At 67.1% G+C, this 16,495-nt stretch carries 13 protein-coding genes; 9 read left to right on the forward strand and 4 right to left on the reverse strand.

Annotation, left to right across the window (positions count from 1 at the left end; translation table 11 throughout):
• Nucleotides 1-211: 211 nt before the first annotated feature.
• From QE444_RS11045 to QE444_RS11055, 3 genes are all read left to right on the forward strand, one after another.
• Nucleotides 212-2,080 (forward strand): feruloyl-CoA synthase, encoded by a 1,869-nt coding sequence (locus QE444_RS11045; protein WP_309738493.1) that lies wholly within the window; start codon nucleotides 212-214, stop codon nucleotides 2,078-2,080.
• 434 nt (nucleotides 2,081-2,514) lie between these two features.
• Complete coding sequence (locus QE444_RS11050) at nucleotides 2,515-3,435, forward strand: SMP-30/gluconolactonase/LRE family protein (protein WP_309738496.1); 921 nt, start codon at nucleotides 2,515-2,517, stop codon at nucleotides 3,433-3,435.
• A gap of 55 nt (nucleotides 3,436-3,490) precedes the next feature.
• Nucleotides 3,491-4,846, forward strand: a complete 1,356-nt coding sequence (locus QE444_RS11055; RefSeq protein WP_309738499.1) for an MFS transporter — start codon at nucleotides 3,491-3,493, stop codon at nucleotides 4,844-4,846.
• Between the two features lie 226 nt (nucleotides 4,847-5,072).
• On the opposite strand, the gene QE444_RS11060 is transcribed toward QE444_RS11055, so the two are convergent.
• On the reverse strand, nucleotides 5,073-5,747 hold the full coding sequence (locus QE444_RS11060) for an RraA family protein (RefSeq protein ID WP_280306962.1): 675 nt from the start codon (nucleotides 5,745-5,747) through the stop codon (nucleotides 5,073-5,075).
• Nucleotides 5,748-5,959: 212 nt separating this feature from the next.
• Here QE444_RS11060 and QE444_RS11065 point away from each other — a divergent pair, with 212 nt between their 5' ends.
• The 3 genes from QE444_RS11065 (at nucleotide 5,960) to QE444_RS11075 (ending at nucleotide 9,328) form a co-directional block, all read left to right on the forward strand.
• The gene (locus QE444_RS11065; RefSeq protein WP_187978907.1) at nucleotides 5,960-6,937 is read left to right on the forward strand and encodes a hydroxyacid dehydrogenase; all 978 of its coding nucleotides are present in this window, start codon (nucleotides 5,960-5,962) and stop codon (nucleotides 6,935-6,937) included.
• Between the two features lie 74 nt (nucleotides 6,938-7,011).
• Entirely contained in the window at nucleotides 7,012-8,343 is a 1,332-nt protein-coding gene (locus QE444_RS11070) for an MFS transporter (RefSeq protein ID WP_309738501.1), read from the forward strand.
• Nucleotides 8,344-8,395: 52 nt separating this feature from the next.
• On the forward strand, nucleotides 8,396-9,328 hold the full coding sequence (locus QE444_RS11075) for an amidohydrolase family protein (RefSeq protein WP_285389091.1): 933 nt from the start codon (nucleotides 8,396-8,398) through the stop codon (nucleotides 9,326-9,328).
• On the opposite strand, the gene QE444_RS11080 is transcribed toward QE444_RS11075, so the two are convergent.
• From QE444_RS11080 to QE444_RS11090, 3 genes are all read right to left on the reverse strand, one after another.
• A complete protein-coding gene (locus QE444_RS11080) occupies nucleotides 9,309-10,031 on the reverse strand; it encodes an IclR family transcriptional regulator (RefSeq protein ID WP_059314331.1) in 723 nt (240 codons plus the stop codon). The two genes, QE444_RS11075 and QE444_RS11080, sit on opposite strands and share 20 nt — an antisense overlap.
• Nucleotides 10,032-10,725: 694 nt before the next feature.
• Entirely contained in the window at nucleotides 10,726-11,190 is a 465-nt protein-coding gene (locus tag QE444_RS11085) for a MarR family winged helix-turn-helix transcriptional regulator (protein ID WP_187978910.1), read from the reverse strand.
• Between the two features lie 54 nt (nucleotides 11,191-11,244).
• Entirely contained in the window at nucleotides 11,245-12,972 is a 1,728-nt protein-coding gene (locus tag QE444_RS11090; RefSeq protein WP_187978911.1) for a sigma-54-dependent Fis family transcriptional regulator, read from the reverse strand.
• 226 nt (nucleotides 12,973-13,198) lie between these two features.
• Here QE444_RS11090 and QE444_RS11095 point away from each other — a divergent pair, with 226 nt between their 5' ends.
• The 3 genes from QE444_RS11095 (at nucleotide 13,199) to QE444_RS11105 (ending at nucleotide 16,495) form a co-directional block, all read left to right on the forward strand.
• Nucleotides 13,199-14,671 (forward strand): benzaldehyde dehydrogenase, encoded by a 1,473-nt coding sequence (locus tag QE444_RS11095; protein ID WP_285389088.1) that lies wholly within the window; start codon nucleotides 13,199-13,201, stop codon nucleotides 14,669-14,671.
• Nucleotides 14,672-14,710: 39 nt separating this feature from the next.
• Nucleotides 14,711-15,478 (forward strand): coniferyl-alcohol dehydrogenase, encoded by a 768-nt coding sequence (locus QE444_RS11100; protein ID WP_280306967.1) that lies wholly within the window; start codon nucleotides 14,711-14,713, stop codon nucleotides 15,476-15,478.
• Nucleotides 15,479-15,550: 72 nt separating this feature from the next.
• Complete coding sequence (locus QE444_RS11105; protein WP_280306968.1) at nucleotides 15,551-16,495, forward strand: transporter; 945 nt, start codon at nucleotides 15,551-15,553, stop codon at nucleotides 16,493-16,495.

Below are 16,495 nucleotides of genomic sequence, written 5' to 3' on the forward strand. Positions count from 1 at the left end.
CGTCCCTAGGTTCTGTACGACAAATGCCTGCGCTCGGTGATGCTTCGTTGAAAAAGGCTTCGGAATGCTCATTTACCGCTCGTAAACTCCGCTTCCTCAGCCTTTTTCGCCTCGCCTGACCTTCGCTCGGCGACTTTTCGTACAGAACCTCGCTCCTGTTGCAACAACAATAAGAGGCGCCCTCGGGCGCCAGCCCAGAGGAGAATTCAAGGTGAGTCACGTCACGCATACCCGCGCGCCCGCCGATCAGCCGCTGCGCTATCGCCCGGTGACCCTGGGACACCCTGGCGTCACCGTGGAAGAGCGGGGTGGACTGCTTTACATGGCCTCCCAGGAAGCCCTGACCCCGCCGCCGCCGCGACTGCTGGACCGGCTGCTGCACTGGGCCGCGGTGGCCCCGGACCGCACCTTCTTCGCCGCCCGGGAAGCCGGCGGCGCCTGGCGCGAATTCTCCTATGGCGAGATGCTGCAGCGGGTGCGCCAGCTGGCCGCCGCGCTGCTGGAATTCGGTCTTTCCGCCGAGCGGCCGCTGGCAATTCTCTCCGGCAACGACCCGGAGCACCTGCAGCTGGCCATGGCCACCCTCTATGCCGGCATTCCCTTCTGCCCGGTGTCGCCCGGCTACGCGCTGCTGTCCCAGGACCACGCCAAGCTGCGCCATGTCTGCGGCCTGCTGCAGCCGGGACTGGTGTTCGTCAGCGATGGCCCGGCCTTCCAGAAGGCGCTGGACGCCGTGCTGCCCGCCGACGTACCGGTGATCGCGACCCGCGGTCAGGTACAGGGCCGCAATAACCTGACCTTCGCGGCGCTGCTCGCCCGTGGTGAGCTGGCCGCCGCCGAGCGTGCCTTCGCCGCCACCGGGCCGGACAGCATCGCCAAGTTTCTCTTCACCTCCGGTTCCACCAAGCTGCCCAAGGCGGTGACCACTACCCAGCGCATGCTCTGCGCCAACCAGCAGATGCTCTTGCAGACCTTTCCGGTGTTTGGCGAAGAGCCGCCGGTGCTGGTGGACTGGCTGCCCTGGAACCACACCTTTGGCGGCAGCCACAACCTGGGCATCGTGCTCTACAACGGCGGCACCTTCTATCTGGACGAAGGCAAGCCGACGCCCCAGGGCTTCGGCGAGACCCTGCGCAATCTGCGCGAGGTATCGCCCACCGCCTACCTGACGGTGCCGCGCGGCTGGGAAGAGCTGGCCAATGCCCTGGAGCGCGACGCCGAGTTGCGCGAGCGCTTCTTCGCCCGCATGCGGCTGTTCTTCTTTGCCGCGGCGGGGCTGTCGCAAAGCGTCTGGGATCGCCTGGATCGCATCGCCGAGGCCCATTGCGGCGAACGCATCCGCATGATGGCCGGTCTGGGCATGACCGAGGCCTCGCCCAGTTGCACCTTCACCACCGGACCGCTTTCAGTAGCCGGCTATGTCGGGGTGCCGGCGCCGGGCTGCGAACTCAAGCTGGTGCCGGTGGACGGCAAGCTGGAAGGGCGCTTCCGGGGTCCGCACATCATGCCCGGCTACTGGCGCGACACCGCCCAGACCGCCGCCTGCTTCGACGAGGAGGGTTTCTACTGCTCGGGCGATGCCCTCAAGCTGGTCGACCCGGCCAACCCGCAACTGGGCCTGATGTTCGACGGCCGCATCGCCGAGGACTTCAAGCTGTCGTCCGGGGTCTTCGTCAGCGTCGGTCCCCTGCGCAATCGCGCGGTGCTGGAGGGGACGCCGCTGGTGCAGGACGTGGTGGTGGCGGCGCCGGATCGCGAGTGTCTGGGACTGCTGGTCTTCCCGCGCCTGGCGGATTGCCGGCAACTGGCCGGGCTGGAAGACGGCGTCGATGCCGCCACGGTACTGGCCAGCGCCCCGGTGCAGGACTGGTTCGCCGCCTGGCTCAAGCGCCTCAATCGCGAGGCTTCGGGCAACGCCAGCCGCCTGGAATGGATCGCCCTGCAGGAAGAACCGCCATCCGCCGACCGCGGCGAGATCACCGACAAGGGCTCGCTCAACCAGCGCAGCGTCCTGACCCATCGCGCGGAACGGCTGGAGGCCTGCTATCGCGGAACGGCGCCGTTGTTGATCAGGGCGTGAGATGTAGCGCCAGGACCAGGGTGCCCGGTGCAATGCCGGCCATCCCGGTCCTGGTGGCCCGCTTCGGCACCCCGTTGCCATCCTTGCACTCCCGACTGCAGAGGCGCCTGGCGCCCCGGAGGGCGCCGGGCATTTTCCTGTTCGTCTGTCGCGGAACCAGGCGCCAGTCGCTGGCTGCATCCCTGTCTTGCTTCCCAATAGCCGCTGACCGGACCTGGCTTTCCAGGTAGCTGGCCGCGTGCTGGCCCGTCAATCGGGGCCTTTCCAGAGTTTCGTTCTGATTCCAGAGTATGAGTCTGTAATTTCCGTAAGGAATCCAGGCTATCAGGGCTTGCATTTGGCTATTCATCCTTTATTTTGAAATAGCGTTTCATAAATACAAGGGTAACCCCCCTCCGCTAGCCGGCCTACGCCGCCGCCAAAGGTCTCTGCGCATGAGCTTCTTCACTGCGCCTCCGACGCTGGAAACTGCTGTCTTCACCCGCCTGCCCGAGCGCTATCGCCAGCCGCGGCGGACCGCCTGGGCCGATGCCAATCGCCAGGGCCGCGCCATCGATTCCTTTCTGGAAGGGCCCTCCTTCGATCGCCAGGGCAATCTCTATGTCACCGACATCCCCAACGGGCGCATCTTCCGCATCGATCCCAGGGGCGAGTGGGAGCTGGTCTGCGAATACGACGGCTGGCCCAACGGCCTGAAGATCCACCGCGACGGGCGCATCTTCATCGCCGACTACAGGCGCGGCATCCTGCAGCTCGATCCGCTGCGCGGCGAGGTGGAGACGGTGCTGGGCAGCGCCGGCTCGGAAGGCTTCAAGGGCGTCAACGACCTGGTGTTCTCGCCGGCCGGTGATCTCTATTTCACCGACCAGGGGCAGACCGGTCTGCAGGACGCCAGCGGCCGGGTCTATCGTCTGGGCGCCGATGGCCAGCTCAGCTGTCTGCTGGCGACGGTGCCCAGCCCCAACGGCATCGTCTTCGATCCCCGGCTCAACCACCTGCTGGTGGCGGTGACCCGCGCCCAGCAGGTCTGGCGGATTCCCCTGGGCAACGGCCCGCTGATCGGCAAGGTCGGCGTCTTCGCCCAGTTGCATGGCGGCCTGGGCGGCCCCGATGGCCTGGCGCTGGACGAGGAGAGCAATCTCTACATCGCCCACACCGGTTTCGGCTCGGTCTGGCAGCTCTCACCGGTGGCCGAGCCGCTGGCCCGACTCAAATCCTGCGCCGGCATCAGCAACACCAACCTGGCCTTCGGCGGCCCCGAAGGGCGCAGCCTGTTCATCACCGAATCCGAGACCGGCAGCATCCTGCGCGCGGAGACTCCGGTACGCGGCCTGCCGCTGTTTTCCCATCTCTGACCGGCGCTGCGGCGTCTCGCGCTTTACCCCACAACAACTACAAGAGAGGTTACCCATGAGCCAGACCCATCCGGGCGAGCAGCCGTCTCTGACCGATGCCGAGGGCGAGCAACTCCTGCGGCGCGCCCTGTGGCGCATCCTGCCGTTCATCTTCGCCTGCTATGTGGTCAGCTACCTGGACCGCACCAATGTCGGCTTCGCCGCCATCAGCATGAACCAGGACCTGGGGCTCACCGCGACGATGTTCGGCTGGGCGGCGGGCCTGTTCTTCTTCGGCTACTTCCTCTTCGAGGTGCCGAGCAACCTGCTGTTGCAGCGCTTCGGCGCACGGGTCTGGATCGCGCGGATCATGATCAGCTGGGGCCTGATCTCCATGGCCACGGCCTTCGCCACCGGGCCGGTCAGCTTCAGCATCCTGCGCTTCCTGCTGGGAGTGGCCGAGGCCGGCTTCACCCCGGGGGTCTACCTCTACTTCACCTACTGGTTTCCCGGCAAATGGCGCGCCAAGGCCACCGCGGCCTTTCTGCTGGGCATCCCCACCGCCAACATCATTGGCTCGCCGTTGTCGGGGATGCTGCTGGACGTGCATGACTTCATGGGGCTGAGAAACTGGCAATTCCTGCTGGTGGCGGAAGCCCTGCCGGCGGTGCTGCTCGGCATCCTCTGTCTGTTCGTGCTGGTGGATACGCCGGCCAAGGCGCGCTGGCTGTCGACCCGCGAGCGCACCTGGCTGACTGAACGCCTGGCCCGCGAGCAGCGCGAGATCGGTGCCACCCATGGTTCCACGCTGCGCCACGCCTTCACCAACTCCAAGGTGTTCATGCTGGCCGCCATCAACTTCTGCGGCATCGTCGGCTCCGTGGGGATCGGCATCTGGATGCCGCAGATCATCAAGAGCCTGGGCATGCAGAACACCACCGTCGGCCTGGTGGCCACCATCCCCTACATCCTTGGCGCCGTCGCCATGACGCTCTGGGCGCGCCAGGCCAACCAGGGTGCCCAGCGGCTGCCCTATGTGGCCGGTGCCCTGGCGCTTGCCGCGCTGGGCCTGGTGGGCGCGGCGCTCTCGGCCGATCCGCTGCTGCGCATGACCTGCCTGAGTGTGGCGGTGGCGAGCATCCTGTCCTTCCAGGCGACCTTCTGGGCCATTCCCTCCACCTTCCTGACCGGTCGGGCCGCGGCGGGGGGACTGGCGCTGATCGTCTCCATCGGCAACCTGGGCGGCTTCGTCGGACCCTTCGCCATCGGCCTGGTCAAGGATGCCACCCAGAGTTTCTCCGGGCCCTTCTATGTGGTGGCCTCGGTGCTGGCGCTGGGCGTCGTGCTGATGCTCTGGCTGGGTGATCCGAGTCGGCGGGAGCCGGTGAAGCCGCTGGGCACGACGGGCCTGGAAGGGGTGGGGCGTACCTGAGGCGCAGAGGTTCGGGATGGAAAGAGGCGGCCCAGGCCGCCTCTTTCTTTGGCAGGCCGCGCCGGCAGCACCTGCGCCAGGCGCGAAGGCGGTGTGGAAGGCGTCGGGATGCCGCCGCCTGCAGTGGTCGGGAGTGCGGGAGCCATCAGCAGAGCGGTTTCGAGAGGGTGCCAACATGAAAAAAAGGCAGCCAAGAGCTGCCTTTTTTCATACCGGCAAGAGGTCGCTAGGGCAGGGCGCAGCCCTTCTTCCTGAGCGATTCCAGGACCCAGCTGCGGTCGTTGGTGCCTTCGGCGATCTGTTGCATCTGCTTTTCTTCGGCGGCGTGCTTGGCGGCGGCGCGGTCATAGACCTCGGCGACATGATCGTAGGGCACGCAGAGCAGGCCGTCGTCGTCGCCGATCACCAGGTCACCCGGCTCTATGACCATGCCGTCGATGGCGATGGGCACGTTGATCTCGCCGGGGCCGTCCTTGTACGGACCGCGATGGGAGATGCCGGCAGCGAACAGCGGGAAGTCGCCGGCGCCGATGTTGGCGGAATCGCGGATGGCGCCGTTGATGACGATGCCGGCCACGCCGCGCTTGACCGCGTAGGCCACCATCATCTCGCCGATCAGCGCATTGCTCAGGTCGCCACCGGCATCCACCACGATGACGTCACCCGGTTCGGCGATGTCCAGGGCGTGGTGCAGCATGAGGTTGTCGCCCGGACGCGCCTTGACGGTCAGGGCCGGGCCGGCGAGTACGCCCTGGCGATGCATGGGGCGCAGGCGCGAGCCGCCGGCGGTCATGCGGTGCATGGAGTCGCTGACGTTGGCGACCGGGATGTCGCGGTAGCGCGCGACCCAGTCGGCCGCGACCTTGCGTTGGGCAGTGAGCACTCTGAAGCCGATGGTCATGGGCATTTCTCTTGTGGGAATTGTCGGATGCCGCCACGTATTAGCTGGCTGATTTCAGAATTGCATTTCGTTTTCAAGGTTTCAAGTCCTTTGACCGGCCCTCTTGATCGATTACAAGATAAAATTTGCAATGGCGTTTCATTATGATAGGTTCTGAGACAGATCGCTCGCCTTAGGCGCTGTGCCCGTCCATAACAACAAGGGGTACTCCGATGACCCGCAAGATCCTGCTCACCGGTCCGGCACTGGCTCCCGAAGCCATGGCCCTGGCCGCCGCCCATGACGTCCAGGTCATCCCGACCGAGCCCTACATGCCCCATGACGACCTGCTCGCCCTGATCCGCCAGGAACAGCCGGACGCCATCATCGTCCGCCAGGGCAAGCTGACCCGGCCCATGATCGAGGCGTCGGCCAAGCTGGCGATCATCGCCAAGCACGGCGTGGGCTACGACACCATCGACCTCCAGGCCGCGGCCGACCGCGGGATTCCGGTCACCATCGCCCTGGGCGCCAATGCCCAGTCGGTGGCCGAACACGCCTTTGCCCTGATGTTCAGCGTGGCGCGGCAGACCGCCTGGCTGGATGCGCGGATGCGCGCCGGACACTGGGACAAGTCCCAGGCCAACGGCACCGAGCTGTTCGGCAAGACCCTGGGTCTGGTCGGGCTGGGCGCCATCGGCAGTGTGCTGATGGATCTGGTGGCGCCGCTGCGGATGCAGGTGCGGGTCTATGATCCCTATCTCAAGCACCTGCCCGCGCGCGATCATGTCCAGCGCGAGGAGAGCTTCGATGCCTTGCTGGCCGAGTGCGATGTCATCAGCCTGCATTGCCCCCTGACCGAGGCCAATCGCCACCTGTTCGGTGCCGCCCAGTTCGCCCGCATGCGCCCCGGCAGCCTGCTGATCAACACCGCCCGCGGCGAGCTGATCGATACCCAGGCCCTGGTCACGGCGCTGCGCGAAGGCCAGCTCGGCGGCGCCGGCCTGGACACCTTTCATCCCGAACCGCCGCCGGCGGACAGCAACCTCTGGGGAGTCGCCAACCTGGTGGCCACGCCGCACGTCGGCGCCAACACCACCGAGGCGCGCGACCGCGTCGGCCTGGTAGCGGTGCAGCAGGTGCTCGATTGCTGGCACGGCAAGACGGTGGAGTCGCGCGCGGTGGTCAATCGCCACCTGACGGCCGCCTAAGCGCGGCGGCGACGGGGTGGCCCCACGGGGCCGCCTGCCACGCGATCTCCACAACAATAAGACGGAGAGCTCTCATGACTACCCCCACGTCCCCGGTCAGCGAACTGGAACGCGCGACCATGCGCCGCGTCGCCTGGCGCATCCTGCCGTTCCTGATCGTCTGCTACCTCATCGCCATCATCGACCGCGGCAACATCGGCATGGCCTCGCTGCAGATGAACAAGGATCTGGGCCTGACGCCCGCGATCTTCGGCTTCGCCAGCAGCCTGTTCTTCTTTTCCTATTTCCTGGTGGAGGTGCCGAGCAACCTGGCATTGCAACGCTTCGGTGCGCGAATCTGGATCGCCCGGATCATGATCACCTGGGGGCTGATTTCGGCCGGTACCGCCTTCGTCCAGGGCGCCAACTCGCTGTACGTGATGCGCTTCCTGCTGGGCGCTGCGGAAGCCGGCTTCTTTCCCGGGGTGCTGCTGTATCTCACCTACTGGCTGCCGTCCAACTACCGGGCGCGCATGGTCGCCCTTTTCATGGTGGCGATACCGGGGGCAAATTTCCTCGGCTCGCCGCTCTCCGGCCTGCTGCTGAGCATGGACGGCTGGCTGGGTATCCGTGGCTGGCACTGGCTGTTCATCCTGGAAGGCATCCCCGCCGTGCTGCTGGGCATCGCCTGCCTGTTCGTGCTGACCGACCGCCCGGAGCAGGCCAAATGGCTGAGCGACGAGCAGCGCAGCTGGCTGACGCTCAAGCTGGCCGAAGAGCGCGGACGCAAAACCAGCATCGGCCATATCTCCCTCTGGCAACTGCTCAAGCACAAGGATATCTGGGTGATGGCGCTGATCTATTCGGGCGCCTCGGCGGCCGGCAGCACCATGAGCGTCTGGGCGCCGCAATTGCTCAAGTCCTTTGGCTTGTCCAATCTGGAGGTCGGCCTCACCAATGCCATTCCCTATGGCCTGGCCTCCGTGGCGATGGTCCTCTGGGGCCGTAGCTCGGATCGCACCGGCGAACGTCGTTGGCACACCTCGCTCACCATGCTGCTGATCGCCGTGGGTCTGTTGGCGGGCATGTTCACCTCGTCGCTGGCCGCCACGGTGATCCTGCTGAGCCTGGTGCTGATCGGTGCCTATTCGATGAAGGGACCGTTCTGGGCGCTGGCCTCGGGCTGGCTGTCGTCCTCTACCGCCGCGGCGGGTCTGGCCGCCATCGGCGCCCTGGCCAACCTCATCGGCGGCGGGGTGATGGTCAACGTCTATGGCGCCATCCACGGTGCCACCCATAGCCATGCCCTGGCGGTACTGCCGCTGGCCACCCTGTGCGCCATCAGCGGTCTGCTGGTGCTGGTCATGGGCCGCAAGGCCATGCGCGCCAAGGCCGAAGCTCAGGCCGCAACCGCCAACGCCAGCTAGGACCTGTCACGGCCGGCCCGCTCGGGCTGGCCGGCCGCTCGAGGAATTCTTCATGACCTTCAATCGTCGGCGCTTCTTGCAAGCGAGCGCCCAGACGGGTGCCGTTCTGTGCCTGTTCAACACCCTGGGGGCCCAGGCCTCCACACCCTTTTCCAGTATCCAGACGGCGCCCCGGCTCAAGCCGCCGGCCGGCAGCGTCGACTGCCACATGCATCTCTACGACGACCGCTATCCGGCCGCGCCCGGCGCCAAGCTGCTGCCGCCCAATGCCTCCCTGGACGACTACCGCCAGCTGCAGGCGCTGCTGGGGCTGCAACGCCTGGTGATCGTCACGCCGTCCACCTATGGCACCGACAATCGCTGCCTGCTCGACGGTCTGGCCCGCAGCGGCGGCCAGGCCCGCGGGGTGGCGGTGATCGACCAAGCCATCACCGCTGCCGAGTTGCAGGAGCTGCACCAGGCCGGGGTACGCGGTATCCGCTTCAACCTGAGCTATGGGGGTGCCGACCTGGACGATCTGGAGCCCCTGGCCGCACGGGTCAACGAACTGGGCTGGAACGTCCAGGTGGTCGCTCCGGGTAATCAGCTGGTGGAGCTGGAGAGCCGTCTGCAACGCCTGCCGGCGCGACTGGTGATCGATCACCTCGGCCATGTGCCCCAGCCGGAAGGCGTGCAGTCGGCGGCCTTCGCCGTGCTGGGACGGCTGCTGGACGGTGGTCGTACCTGGGTGAAACTATCGGGGCCCTACATCAGGTCGCGCAGTGGTCCGCCGGACTATGCCGATGTCGGCGCCGTGGCGCGGGAGCTGGTGCGGCGCCATCCCGAGCGGCTGCTGTGGGGCAGCGACTGGCCGCACCCCACGGTGGCGGCCGGCCACAAGCCGGACGACGGCCGTATCTTCGACCTGCTGGCCGACTGGGCACCCGATGAACAGGCGCGTACCGCCATCCTGCGCGACAACCCGGTCAGTCTGTACGGTTTTTGACGGTCGAGCCGTACAGTGGCTTGCCGCCCAGGCTGCGGGTCAGTTCGTCGGCGGTGGCACCCAGTACCCCATGCAGGGCGCGAGCGCGTTCCTGGGTAAGGCGGTTGGCCGGACCGGAGATGACCAGGGCGCCCAGCAGCTCTTCCTGCGCGCCATAGATCGGCAGCGCCAGGGATGCGGCATGGGGATCGGTGACACCACAGGAGTAATAGGGCGTCAGCCCGGCCTTGGCGACCTCATGGGAGGTCTGCAGGGCCTGGGCGCTGGCCGCCTCGTCCATGGGCCGCATGTCGCCGGGTTGCAGGTGCAGGCGCAGGCGATGCGGCGAATTCACCCGGTACTGGCAGAGGCGATAGGCGCCGTGGCGCACATAGAAGGATGCGGTCTCGCCGCTCTCTTCGGTCAGCTGATGCAGGCGCGGCATGATGTGGCGCTCCACATCGTGGGCGTCCTGGTAGATGGCGTTCAGCCGTACCACTTCGCTGGCCAGCATGTAGCGACCGTCGGCGAGGCGGGTGACCAGGCCAAAGGTCTCCAGCGAGACCAGCAGGCGCATGATGGTGCTCTTGATCAGCCCGGTGCGGGTGGTCAGCTCGGCGAGACTCAGGGCCGAATCGCCGATGCGAAAGGCGGTGAGCACGGTCAGGACGCGGTCGGCGGAGGCGACGCCGGCAACTTCCGGGCGCGGACGAGGGGTATTCAACCTGGATGTCTCCTGAGCGGACGGGGAGCCGCATTATCCGCGAGCGGACCGGAGGCGCCTAGGGTCAGGTTGTCCCTCACCCCGGCCCTCTCCCGGCGGGAGAGGGGGAAGCTGGACATAGGTCAGTTTTTCGTAGGTTGCGGTTGATCGCAGCGAAGCCCAACGGGGTGGTGCCTCGGGCACTGCCGGTGTCCCTCACCCCGGCCCTCTCCCGTGGGAGAGGGGGAAGCTGGACATAGGTCAGCTTTTCGTAGGTTGCGGTTGAGCGCAGCGAAGCCCAACAGGGAGGTGTCTCAGGCGCTGCCGGTGTCCCTCACCCTGGCCCTCTCTCAAAGGGAGAGGGGCTAGTCATAGGAGAGGTTCGGGCTTGAAATCTATCTTTTTGGCCCACTCGTAGCTGGCCACGAGCTGAGCAGGCGGATTCGAACGGAAGGACGCTCAGGGCATGAAACGATAAACCCGGCGCTGCCACACCGGGTTTCCTGCGAACGTAGGATTGGACGCCCTGGCAGAGGCTGCTCGTTCGATCAGGTAACCTCAGTATAGGAAGCCTGCATAGCGAAAGTCACTGTCGAATTCGGCAGCCTCTTGATACTGACTACGCCACAGTTCGTTGCCACAGGATTGCAGTCGTCCTAGACGATTTTGCCGTATCTGGGCGAATACGCGACTCAAGGCGCACCTCGAAATCGACCTAGCCCAATTCCCCATTGAGCTTGCGCAGCAGACGCAACAGCTCGGCCCGCTCGGCATCCTCCAGTGGCGCGCTGGCGGCGCGATCGCTGGCGGCGGCGCGTTCCTTGAGTTCACCCACCAGGGCACGGCCCTGCTCGGTGAGGTGCAGGGCGTAGGCGCGGCGATCCTGGGTGCCCCGTACCCGCTCGGCCAGGCCCTGGCGTTCCAGCTTGTTCAGCAGCAGCACCAGTTGCGGTGGCTCGATGGCCAGGCGCCGGGCCAGGTCGGCCTGCATCAGGCCCGGTTCCTGTTCGAGGATCACCAGGGCGGTGAACTGGGCGGGGCGCAGGTCATAGGCGGCCAGGCTGTCCACCAGGTGCTGGAACATCTTCATCTGGGCGCGGCGCAGGGCATAGCCTACGGCGGTGTCCAGCCAGGGGGTGGCGGCAGGGTCCAGGGGCGTGGCGTCGTCGGGGGAACTCATCGGCGGGAAGGGCTTCCGTCGGAGATGGCGAGAGGAGGGTATCGAGGGGTCATTCTAGTCCAGATCCTGGCGCGCGCGGCGATGGCGATAGGCGAACTGGGCACGACTCAGGCCGAGCAGTCGCGCCGCGGCGGCCACGTTGCCCTGGCTGCGCGCCAGGGCTTCGTCGAGCAGCTCGGCTTCCAGCTGTCCCAGGTGCAGCGGGCGTTTGCCGTCCACGCCCAGGCGTTCCAGCCAGCTGGCTGTCTGCGGCGCCGGTTCCAGGAGGTCGGCCGGCAGCGATTCGCCGCGAAACAGGTGGGGCAGGTCGATGAGTTCGCCCGGATCGCTGGCGATCACCCCGCGCTCCACCAGATTCTGCAATTCCCGCACGTTGCCGGGAAAGTCGTAGCGCAGCAGGGCCTTGAGGGCGCGCATGGTCAGGCCCACTGGCGGACGTTCGTAGGCGGCGCAGAAGCGCCGCAGGAACAGATCCACCAGCAGCGGCACGTCGTCGCGGCGGTCCCGCAGGGGCGGGATGCCGATGGGATAGACGTTGAGGCGATAGAAGAGGTCTTCGCGGAAGTCGCCGCGGCGTACCGCGTCGCGCAGGTCCAGATTGGTGGCGGCGATCACGCGCACGTCCACCTTGAGGGTGCGGCTGCCGCCGACCCGCTCGATCTCGCGCTCCTGGAGCGCGCGCAGCAGCTTGCCCTGGCCGGGCAGACTCAGGCAGGCGATCTCGTCGAGAAACAGGGTGCCGCCCTGGGCGCGTTCGAAGCGCCCGGCGCGGGACTGGTTGGCGCCGGTGTAGGCGCCGCGCTCCACGCCGAACAATTCGGCTTCGATGAGATTCTCGGGAATGGCCGCGCAGTTGAGTGCGACGAAGGGGCCGTCGGCGCGGCGGCTGAGGCGGTGCAGGTGGCTGGCGAACAATTCCTTGCCCACCCCGGATTCGCCGGTGAGCAGCACCGTGGCCGGGGTCGGGGCGACCCGCTGCAGGGCCTGGAAGGCGCTGTTGAAGGCCGCCGAGGCGCCCACCAGCGGTTGCTGGCCGTCGGCGGCGTGGGGCAGGGGCGCGGGCAGGCGTTCCGTGGCGGCTGTCGCGGGGGCGCCGTCGCCAGCGGCATTGAGATAGCGCAGGTCTTCCGCCACATCGGGCCAGCGTTCGGCATTGCGGCCTTCGACCCGGCAGACGTGGTGGCCCATGGCGCGGCATTCCACCTCGCGAAAGATCACCAGGCGACCGAACAGGCTGCTGACATAGCCGATCGCATAGCCGATCTCCATCCAGCAGGCCGGGTCGCTGCCCTGACCGTGGGCGATCTGGTGCTCGTCGCATTCGGCCGAGTGATGCCAGAGGAATTCGCCGCCATAGCGCCCTTGGTCGACATCGAATTCGAAATGCAGCGGCTCGACCCGCACCAGACCCTCCAGGCCATGCAGGCGGGTACCGGCCGCGAAGATGGCCGCGGCGTCGGCCTGGGGCCAGCGCTTGCGCACCAGTTCGGCGTCCCTTACCCCAGAAAGATAGCCCACCCGGGTCAGCAGACCGCGGGCGCGCTCCTGACCCAGGGCGCCGATCAACTCGCGCCGCAGGGCACCAAAGGCGGAGGCGTGCACCAGCAGCATGCGCTGGTCATTGAGCCAGATGCGGCCATCGCCGGGCGAGAAGAACAGGCACTCGGCCAGTTCCGCCTGGGTCGGGCTGGCGCTGCCGTCCCAGGCGGCACTGTCGCCCCGGTGCAGGCCCGGCGCGACCTGCTGCAAGGCGTTGAGGGACAGGCGTTCGGACAGGGCCATGGCAGGACTCCCGGAGTAATTGCGCAAATGCGCAATCGAGAGAAAGGTTATACCTCATAACTTTATCTTTTGAGCAAGACGTTTGCCGGGTAGGCCGGGTGTCTTTGTCCACCTAAATCAGCAAGTCCCTGATTGAACGGCTCTTTCTCCTGCCAGCCCGGGCTGGGCACAGCCTTTGCTCCCCTGTCCTTGCCCACCGTGGCCCGATAACAACAAGGAGAAGGCTATGAGCAGACCATCCACACCGTTCCTGGACGGCGCACCCTGGCGCGAGCGGATTTTCGATGGCGACTGGATCGCCGCCCAGGGTGGCACTCTGGAGGTCATCGAACCTGCCACTGGCCAGCCCCTGCATCGCACCGGCCTGGCCAGTGTCGCCGACATCGACCGGGCCTGCGCCAAGGCGGCCCAGGCGCAACCGGCCTGGGCCGGCTGGACCGCCCGGCAAAAGGCCGGGCTGTTCCTGGCCGCGGCCGCGCAGCTGGAAATGCAGCGCGCTGAACTGGCCCCCCTGATCGCCCGGGAGACCGGCGGCATCCTGCCCAAGGCCGAGCTGGAATTGCGCGAAGCCGGGGTCATCCTGCAACAGGTCGCCGGCCAGTTGCTGCAGCCCCATGGCGTGGTCCTGCCCAGCGAGCGCGGGGCGCTGTCCTATGCCCGCCGCCTGCCGCATGGCGTGGTGGGGGTGATCTCGCCCTTCAACTTCCCGCTGATCCTTTCGCTGCGCGCCGTGGCGCCGGCGCTGGCGTGCGGCAATGCCGTGGTGCTCAAGCCGGATCACCAGACGCCGGTGAGCGGCGGCATCCTGATCGCCCGACTGTTCGAAGCCATTGGCCTGCCCAAGGGCGTGCTGCAGGTGCTGCCTGGTCGCGCCGAGGCCGGGGCGGCGCTCTGCGCCCATCCCCAGGTGCGGATGATCGCCTTCACCGGCTCGACCCAGGCCGGGCGCCAGGTGGCGGAAAGCGCCGGGCGCCACCTGAAGAAGGTGGCCCTGGAGCTGGGCGGCAAGAATCCGCTGATCGTGCTCGACGACGCCGATCTCGACCGCGCCGTCGGCTGCGCCGCCTGGGGCAGTTTCCTGCACCAGGGCCAGATCTGCATGGCCACCGGGCTGATCCTGGTGCACCAGCGCCTCGCCGCCGCCTTCACCGAACGCCTGGTCGCCCGCGCCGCCGCCCTGCGCCTGGGTGATCCGCTGGAACCCACGACCCAGCTGGGTCCGCTGATCAATGCTCGGCAGCTGCAACGGGTACAGGGCATCGTCGCCGACAGCCTCGCTGCCGGTGCCCGGCTGGAGCAGGGCGGCCGGCATGAAGGGCTGTTCTATGCCCCGACCGTACTGAGCGGTGTCCGTCCCGGCATGCGCGCCTTCGACGAAGAAATCTTTGGTCCGGTGGCCAGCGTGGTGACCTTCGCCAGCGAGGCCGAGGCCGTCGACCTGGCCAATCGCACCCCCTACGGCCTGGCGGCCGGCGTGCTCTCCGGCTCCCTGGCCCGCGCCCGCGCCCTGGGCGAACGCCTGGAGTGCGGAATGCTGCACATCAACGACCAGACGGTGAACGACGAGGTGGTCAATCCCTTCGGCGGGCGTGGCCAGTCCGGCAATGGCGGCAGCGTCGGCGGCCTGTGCAACTGGGACGACTACAGCCAGTGGCAGTGGGTGACCGAGCATGCCGAGCCGCCACGCTATCCCTTCTAGCCCGTGTTACCCAACCAATAACAACAAGAGGAAAATCCCATGACCCTGTATGGCAAGACCCTGGTCGTCACCGGCGTGGCTTCCGGCATCGGCGCCGAACTGGCGCGTCTGGCGCGCTTTCAGGGCGCCTATGTGATCGGCGTCGATCGCAATCAGCCCCAACTCAGCCTGGACGACTTTCACCAGGCCGACCTGGGCGATCCCGACAGCATCGCCGCCCTGGTCAACCGCCTGCCGGAGCGTCTGCACGGCCTGTGCAACGTCGCCGGGGTGCCGGGCACGGCGCCCCGGGAGGCCGTGGCGCGAGTCAACTATCTCGGCCTGCGGCTGCTCAGCCAGCAACTGGTCGCGCGGCTGGGGCAGGGTGGCGCCATCGTCAACGTCGCCTCCATCCTCGGCGCCGAATGGCCACAGCGCCTGGAACAGCATCGCGCGCTGGCGCAGATCGCCGACTTCGCCCAGGCCCAGGCCTGGCTGGAAGCCCATCCGGTGGACCAGGCCACCTGCTACCAGTACTTCAAGGAGGCGCTCATCGTCTGGAGCTTCGTGCAGTCCCAGACCTGGTTCCGCGAATTCGGCGTGCGGCTGAATTGCGTGGCGCCCGGGCCGGTATTCACCCCCATCCTCGGCGACTTCGTCAGCATGCTCGGCGAAGAGCGCGTCGCCCGCGACAGCCAGCGCATGCTGCGCCCGGCGCTGGCCGACGAGGTGGCCGAGGCCATTGCCTTCCTCTGCAGCGATGCCTCGCGCTGGATCAATGGCGCCAACCTGCCGGTGGATGGCGGTCTCGCCGCCAGTTACGTCTGACCCGGATCGCCGCGCCTGCCCGGGCGTGGTGATCGCGTTTTCCCACAACAAGAACAATTCCAGGACGACGTCATGCGCACACGTTTCGAATTCGGTCTGCTGGCCGCGGCCAGTCTCGCCTCCCTGCAGGTCCAGGCCTACGATCTGCCCGGTCTCAACCTCGGCTCCACCAGTTTCTACGATGGCGCGCCGGCGCCGGATGGCCCCGGCTGGTACCTGTCGGAGTACCTGATCTATGGCAAGACCAGCCGCTTCAACGACCAGGACGGGCGCAAGCTGCCCTTGCCCAAGCAGGAGCTGACCACCTTCGCCCCGGTCACCCAGCTGATCTACCTCGGCCAGCCCCTGGCCAATGGCGCCATGCCCGGCTTCACCGCCATCCTGCCCTGGCTGGCCCATGCCGATGTCGATGACGGCCTCGGCGGCCAGGCGCTGAGCGCCCGCGAAGGGGTAGGGGACCTGACCCTGGGCGCCTTCCTGCAACTGCCCACCACCACCCGCCCCGATGGCGGACCGCGCTGGGCGCAGCGTATCGAGGCCGAGATCGTCGCCCCCACCGGTCGCTACGACCGCGACCGGGCGATCAATCCGGGCAGCAACTTCTGGTCCTTCAATCCCTACTACGCCACCACCTACTGGCTGACGCCGCAGTGGTCGGTGACCGGACGCTTCTGGTACCTGTGGAACGGCAGGAACGACCAGCCGCTACGCAGCTTCGGCGATGTGTCCGATACCCGGGCCGGCCAGGCGCTGCACGCCAACTTCGCCACCCAGTACGCGCTGAACGATCGGCTCAGCGTCGGCCTGAGCGGCTACTGGCTCCGGCAGATCACCGACACCCAGGTGGACGGGCATGACGTCAGCGGGCGGCGGGAAAAGGTCTGGGCCTGGGGCCCGGGTTTCACCTACGCCTTTTCCCGGGAGAACCTGGTCACCGTCAACAGCTACTTCGAACAGGACGCCGAGAACCGCACCGAGGGGCGCAAGTTCGTCGTCAACTTCCTGCACAAGCTGTAG

Origin of the sequence: Pseudomonas sp. SORGH_AS_0199 (assembly GCF_031453735.1) — a bacterium.
Taxonomy (GTDB): domain Bacteria; phylum Pseudomonadota; class Gammaproteobacteria; order Pseudomonadales; family Pseudomonadaceae; genus Chryseomonas; species Chryseomonas aestiva.